Source organism: Microcystis sp. LE19-10.1B (assembly GCF_027530565.1).
Taxonomy (GTDB): Bacteria; Cyanobacteriota; Cyanobacteriia; order Cyanobacteriales; family Microcystaceae; genus Microcystis; species Microcystis aeruginosa.
The window spans coordinates 1-5530 of sequence record NZ_JAPZQM010000400.1 but is presented as its reverse complement, the minus strand read 5'-3'; the positions used below and the strand labels follow the sequence as shown (position 1 = coordinate 5530).

Sequence of the window (5530 nt, the reverse complement as noted above, 5' to 3'; positions counted from 1 at the left end):
AATCCTTATCTGGCAAGAGACTTAATTGATTAGTTCGCTCTAGATAAAAAACAATTGACAAAAATCGCTAAATGCCTTTCTCTATAAGGGTTCCATCCCTTATAACCCCCGTCCATTGCATAACACAAACCGAAGAGCCATTTATTCGAGCCGAAATTAAATTCATTGATAATTCAGTTCTGCATATTCGAGAGTTTGTCAATATCGAAACAATTATTAATCGTAATATGTACGCTTATCAGTATATGAATACCATGAATACCTTAATTTTCCGTTATGATAATACTCCACATCATAAAAAGCTGAACCTCCCAACCTATCCCCATCACAAACATGACAGCAGTGAAGAAAATGTAATCTCGTCCGCTGCTCCAACGCTCTTAGAAGTTCTTCAGGAAATTACCGCCAGAATCAGGAGTTTTCTATGAATGAACTAAAAGGAATCAGTATCAATAAACTGATTGAATATCTTTCCCCCAACACTTTAGCCGAATTTGATGCCTATACTAGATTTAAGGAAATGACAGCTAATGGCAACCCAGAAGAAGGATTGAAAATCTTGGCTAAATTTGATAAGTAGGTAGGCGTTAAAAGTTGTCAGATGCCCCCCTTATTAAGGGGGGATTAAAGGGGGGACTAAGGGGGGATCAGCACCCCCCTTATCAAGGGGGGATTAAGGGGGGACTAAGGGGGGATCGGCACCCCCCTTATCAAGGGGGGCAGGGGGGATCCCCCCGCCTATCGGCACCCCCCTTATCAAGGGGGGCAGGGGGGATCAAACCTAAAATCCATTTTTAATTTAATTATAACCAGCTACTTAATTAATATACAGTATAAAGCATTAATTATCATCAAAAAATCACCAAACTAGAAGCGTAGGTGAAGGGATTTATGGATTGCGCCGCGCTTTAGTTATTGCGGGAAGTGAAAGCCAATTAATTAGCCTTTGGAAAGTATCTGATGACGCAACTAAAGATTTAATGGTCGCCTATTATGGACGCTTACAAAAAGGAGAAGGACGCAGTGAAGCTTTACGACAAATTCAACTAGGAATGCTCAAGGGTGAGAAGCAAAAACATCCTTTTTATTGGGCCAGTTTTATTCCTTCTGGTGATGCAACTTCGATGCAATTTGACTGATTAAGGGTTAGGAGTTAAACTTAGTAGTAAAATTATTGGTAAGTAAGTAGGTAGGCACAATTATTTGTAGGATGGGTTAGCGGTAGCGTAACCCATGCGGGCGTTGGGTTTCATGCTTCAACCCAACCTACGTTTATTTTATATTTAATTCCACCCACCTACTTACCTAAGCAAAATTAATTACACATCCAAACCGTCAGCAGTTACTCCGTCAGCTTTTTGCTGTGATCAGTAAACAGTGAACTAAAAACTCAAATCTGATCCCGTCTCCCGTCTCCCGTCTCCCGTCTCCTGTCTCCTGTCTCCTGTCTCCTGTCTCCTGTCTCGACTGGGAAATTAATTTTGCACGACTACTTATCACAAACAATTACTAGGAGAGTCACACAATGGCAACATTTACAGAAAACGACCTCAAAGAATTAAAAGACTTTATTGTAGGACAATTCAAAGAAGTTAATGACAAAATAGACAAATCATCTGAACAACTTAATGGCAAAATAGACAGATTATCTGAACAACTTAATAGCAAAATAGACAAGCTATCTGAAGAAGTGAATAACTTAAGAGTTGACATAGCAAATATTAAAGGAGAATTAACAGGCGTGAATAAACGACTAGATAACTTGGAATTTACTAATCGAACCATCTTTGTTGCTATTGTTACTGCACTAATGGCAGGATTAGTTAAGTTATTTTTACCAAACCTTCCTACTAATCCTTAACTGTGATTCAAAAAGAAAACGGGTTTTTTGAAAAAACCCGTTTTCTGAATCTGAAATCGAATTCAAAATAGGAAATAGCGTTGGGCCATAGGTAAAACCGTAGCGGGTTCACAGATTAATAATTCCCCGTCAGCACGCACCTCGTAGGTTTCGGGATTAACTTCCATGCGCGGTAAAGCGTCATTAAGCTTCATACTAGCCTTACTGATATTGCGCGTATTCGACACGGCCACGGCGGTTTTTTTCAGCTTTAACTTCTCAGGAATGCCCGCTTTCATAGCATATTTAGAAACAAATGTCAAGGAAGTTTTGGCGATCGCACCACCAAAAGAGGCAAACATGGGACGCATATAAACCGGTTGGGGTGTGGGAATACTGGCATTAGCATCGCCCATTTGCGCCCAGGCGATTAAACCGCCTTTCAGGACAATTTCCGGTTTTACGCCAAAAAATGCCGGTTTCCAGAGAACCAAGTCGGCTAATTTGCCCACCTCGATGGAACCGACATAATCGGATATACCATGGGTAATAGCAGGATTAATCGTATATTTAGCAATATATCGTCTTGCCCGCAGATTATCATTCTCTCCCGTTTCCCCGGTCAGTCTGCCTCGTTGTACCCGCATTTTGTGGGCAGTTTGCCAAGTGCGGATAATTACTTCTCCCACCCGTCCCATAGCTTGAGAATCGGAGGAAATGATGCTAAAAGCCCCTAAATCGTGGAGAATATCCTCGGCGGCAATAGTTTCGCGGCGGATGCGGGATTCAGCAAAAGCCACATCTTCGGGAATACTCCGGTCTAAATGATGACAAACCATCAACATATCGAGGTGTTCCTCTAAGGTATTCGTCGTATAGGGACGCGTGGGATTAGTAGAGGAGGGTAAAACGTTCATTTCCCCGCAAACCCTGATAATATCGGGAGCATGACCACCGCCGGCCCCTTCCGTGTGGTAGGTGTGAATGACGCGATTTTTAAAAGCGGCGATAGTGGCCTCAACAAAACCGGCCTCATTGAGAGTATCCGTATGAATCGCCACCTGCACATCGTACTTATCGGCCACGCTTAAACAGGTATCAATGGCTGCCGGAGTGGTTCCCCAATCTTCATGGAGTTTTAAGCCAATTACCCCCGCTTTTACCTGTTCCGCTAGTCCTTCCGGCTGACTGCTATTGCCTTTACCCAAAAAACCCAAATTCATCGGGAAAGCTTCGGCCGCCTCTAGCATTCGATAGATGTGCCATTCTCCCGGGGTGCAGGTGGTGGCATTAGTTCCCGTTGCAGGTCCGGTCCCGCCACCAATCATTGTGGTAATCCCCGACGCAATCGCTGTCTCAATTTGTTGGGGACAGATAAAATGAATATGGGCATCAATCCCCCCTGCTGTCAAAATCATCCCCTCCCCGGCTAATGCCTCGGTAGCAGGTCCGATGATAATATCGACATTATCTTGAATGTGGGGATTGCCCGCTTTACCGATTTTATAAATTTTGCCGTCTTTAATGCCCACATCGGCTTTAACGATGCCCCACCAGTCGAGAATTAAGGCATTAGTAATCACTAGATCCACCGCCCCATCTTCCCTAGAAATGGGGGATTGGCCCATCCCATCGCGAATTACTTTACCGCCGCCGAATTTTACCTCATCGCCGTAGGTGGTGAAATCTTTTTCGACTTCGATAAATAATTCCGTGTCTGCCAGGCGAACTTTATCTCCGACGGTGGGGCCGTAGGTTTCTGCATAGGTGCGGCGATCAATGCGATAATTCATAGGGGGAATTCTTGAAAATCGAGATCGATTATACGATCGATTTTCCGGCAATTATCGCTTTTTGGGGATTTTCTTCCATTTTTAATCTGGCTCGTTTTCGAGGATTTCTTTGGCTTTCAGTAAAGCTTGGTGATGTTCTTCGGTAACGGTGGGATATTTTAAACCAAGGGATTCCAGGGTGTGATAAATAACCGCCCCCACAGCTAAACGGGTAAACCATTTGCGATCAGCCGGGATAATATACCAGGGGGCCCATTCGGTACTGGTATGATTGAATACCTCCTCGTAGGCTTTCATGTAATCACCCCAAAAAGCTCTTTCTTTGACATCATTTTCAGAAAACTTCCAGTTTTTTTCAGGGCGATCAATTCTTTCCAAAAATCGTTTTTTCTGTTCTCCTTTAGAAACATTGAGAAAGAATTTCAGGACAATAACCCCATTATTAACCAGATATTTTTCAAAATTATTAATCTCCTCAAAACGTCGCTGCCAAACTTTCTTGGTTCTGTCTTCCGGGGGGAGTTTTTGCCGTTCCAATAAATTTTGATGGACGCGCACGACTAATAATTCTTCGTAGTAAGAACGATTAAAAATACCGATACGACCCCGCTCCGGTAAGGCTTTATAATATCGCCAGAGATAATCGTGATCTAGTTCTTCGGCCGAGGGAACTTTAAAGCTAAATACCTGACAGCCTTGGGGATTTAAGCCCGACATAACGTGTCTGATCGTACCATCTTTACCCGCCGCATCCATGGCTTGCAGATTAATTAACAGGGCATAGGTATCCTGGGCATAGAGTTTATCTTGAAACTCGGCCATTTTTTCGATCCCCTGTTGCAGCAGCAGCGTGGCATCTTCTTTGGTGATATAGTCGGGCTTAAACCCAGGATCGTAGTCTTTGTGCAGAGAAATTTCTTTACCCGGTGGCACTATTAAGGATTGTAAAAATGCTTGGCGATCAATTTTGCTGACCATGCTCTTCTCCTTGATTGTTTTGACCCTTAAGATTACATTGTAGCACTTTTGCTCGGAAAATATCTAACTCTTGAACCGGCGAGTCAAGGATGAACTGGCAAAAGTATATTTAAATAGCTGTCAGTCCCTAAGCAAAATTAATTACACATCTAAGCTGTCAACCGTTTATCAGTTATCGGTAGGAAAATAGAATATTAAGTGAGCAGTATTACAACAGTTATCTTAATGGTGAGGTGCGAAGTTTTCGTTTTGGGGAGTAGGTGGTCGATGTCAAAGTAGGTTACACTTTATCTTGATGAGAAACGCTGTAGATGTATTTTTACTTTAAAAAAAGGTTGATTGCATCAATAAGCTGCTTGAGTTGTTTAATCTTTTCAACTAGATGCAAATATATAAACTCATAATCTAGGAGACTAGCTATTTCTTCCACAGTCCTTTCGCTTTTATCATAGCTTCGTTGTATTAATTGATAAATACTGTCCAGCACTTGACTAGGATGTGGTATTTGTTCTACATCTAGGACATTTAGAGCGAAACCTAAATTGTCTAGAATAAACTTAGATGTTAAACAACTATCTATTTTAGTCAGAAAACTGTATTCACCTAAAAACCAAGCTTCGATTTCCATAATCACTAAAATCATCGAAATGGGAATTCCCTTGTTCTGAAGTAAAGGTTTTAAAAATCCTTTAATGCCATTTTCTACCTTAGTTCTATTTTCTAGAGTTTCGGGATATAAATCTCGTAAACCTAAAATTTTTTCATAACCATTATTAGTTAGGGTCTGCTGAAAAAGTTTTTCCTGGGGGTAGGAGTCAGTAGCCGGTCGTCAGGAGTCGGTCGTTTTAGGCTTTGTTGCCCTTGTTTTTTGTACCAAGCGATGTACTACAAGAAGGATAATGCAAGGTTTTTGAACGTC

General features: G+C 42.0%; 7 protein-coding genes. 4 read left to right on the top strand and 3 right to left on the bottom strand.

The features are described 5' to 3' along the window. Positions 1 to 83: 83 nt before the first annotated feature. From O9332_RS14555 to O9332_RS14540, 4 genes are all read left to right on the top strand, one after another. Complete coding sequence (locus tag O9332_RS14555) at positions 84 to 428, top strand: toxin-antitoxin system TumE family protein (protein WP_353853431.1); 345 nt, start codon at positions 84 to 86, stop codon at positions 426 to 428. Beyond that, complete coding sequence (locus O9332_RS14550; protein WP_288026147.1) at positions 425 to 580, top strand: DNA-binding protein; 156 nt, start codon at positions 425 to 427, stop codon at positions 578 to 580. The genes O9332_RS14555 and O9332_RS14550 overlap by 4 nt, the downstream gene beginning before the upstream one ends. Positions 581 to 896: 316 nt before the next feature. Beyond that, positions 897 to 1139: a CHAT domain-containing protein gene (locus tag O9332_RS14545; RefSeq protein ID WP_199308099.1), complete on the top strand. Its 243-nt coding sequence runs from the start codon at positions 897 to 899 to the stop codon at positions 1137 to 1139. 386 nt (positions 1140 to 1525) lie between these two features. Then, positions 1526 to 1861 (top strand): LPP leucine zipper domain-containing protein, encoded by a 336-nt coding sequence (locus O9332_RS14540; RefSeq protein WP_002774386.1) that lies wholly within the window; start codon positions 1526 to 1528, stop codon positions 1859 to 1861. Positions 1862 to 1923: 62 nt separating this feature from the next. On the opposite strand, the gene ureC is transcribed toward O9332_RS14540, so the two are convergent. From ureC to O9332_RS14525, 3 genes are all read right to left on the bottom strand, one after another. Next, positions 1924 to 3633, bottom strand: a complete 1710-nt coding sequence (gene ureC / locus O9332_RS14535; protein ID WP_002761381.1) for an urease subunit alpha — start codon at positions 3631 to 3633, stop codon at positions 1924 to 1926. 81 nt (positions 3634 to 3714) lie between these two features. Beyond that, positions 3715 to 4611 (bottom strand): polyphosphate kinase 2 family protein, encoded by an 897-nt coding sequence (locus O9332_RS14530; protein ID WP_002761380.1) that lies wholly within the window; start codon positions 4609 to 4611, stop codon positions 3715 to 3717. Between the two features lie 319 nt (positions 4612 to 4930). Beyond that, positions 4931 to 5239, bottom strand: coding sequence for a hypothetical protein (locus tag O9332_RS14525; protein WP_288026143.1), 309 nt, complete (start codon positions 5237 to 5239; stop codon positions 4931 to 4933). Positions 5240 to 5530: the final 291 nt, after the last annotated feature.

What these genes read in the sequence shown, in the direction of transcription:
- O9332_RS14550 (WP_288026147.1), top strand. Translation starts at nt 425, where the DNA reads ATGAATGAACTAAAAGGAATCAGTATCAATAAACTGATTGAATATCTT.
- O9332_RS14540 (WP_002774386.1), top strand. Translation starts at nt 1,526, where the DNA reads ATGGCAACATTTACAGAAAACGACCTCAAAGAATTAAAAGACTTTATT.
- ureC (WP_002761381.1), bottom strand. Translation starts at nt 3,633, where the DNA reads ATGAATTATCGCATTGATCGCCGCACCTATGCAGAAACCTACGGCCCC.
- O9332_RS14530 (WP_002761380.1), bottom strand. Translation starts at nt 4,611, where the DNA reads ATGGTCAGCAAAATTGATCGCCAAGCATTTTTACAATCCTTAATAGTG.
- O9332_RS14525 (WP_288026143.1), bottom strand. Translation starts at nt 5,239, where the DNA reads ATGGAAATCGAAGCTTGGTTTTTAGGTGAATACAGTTTTCTGACTAAA.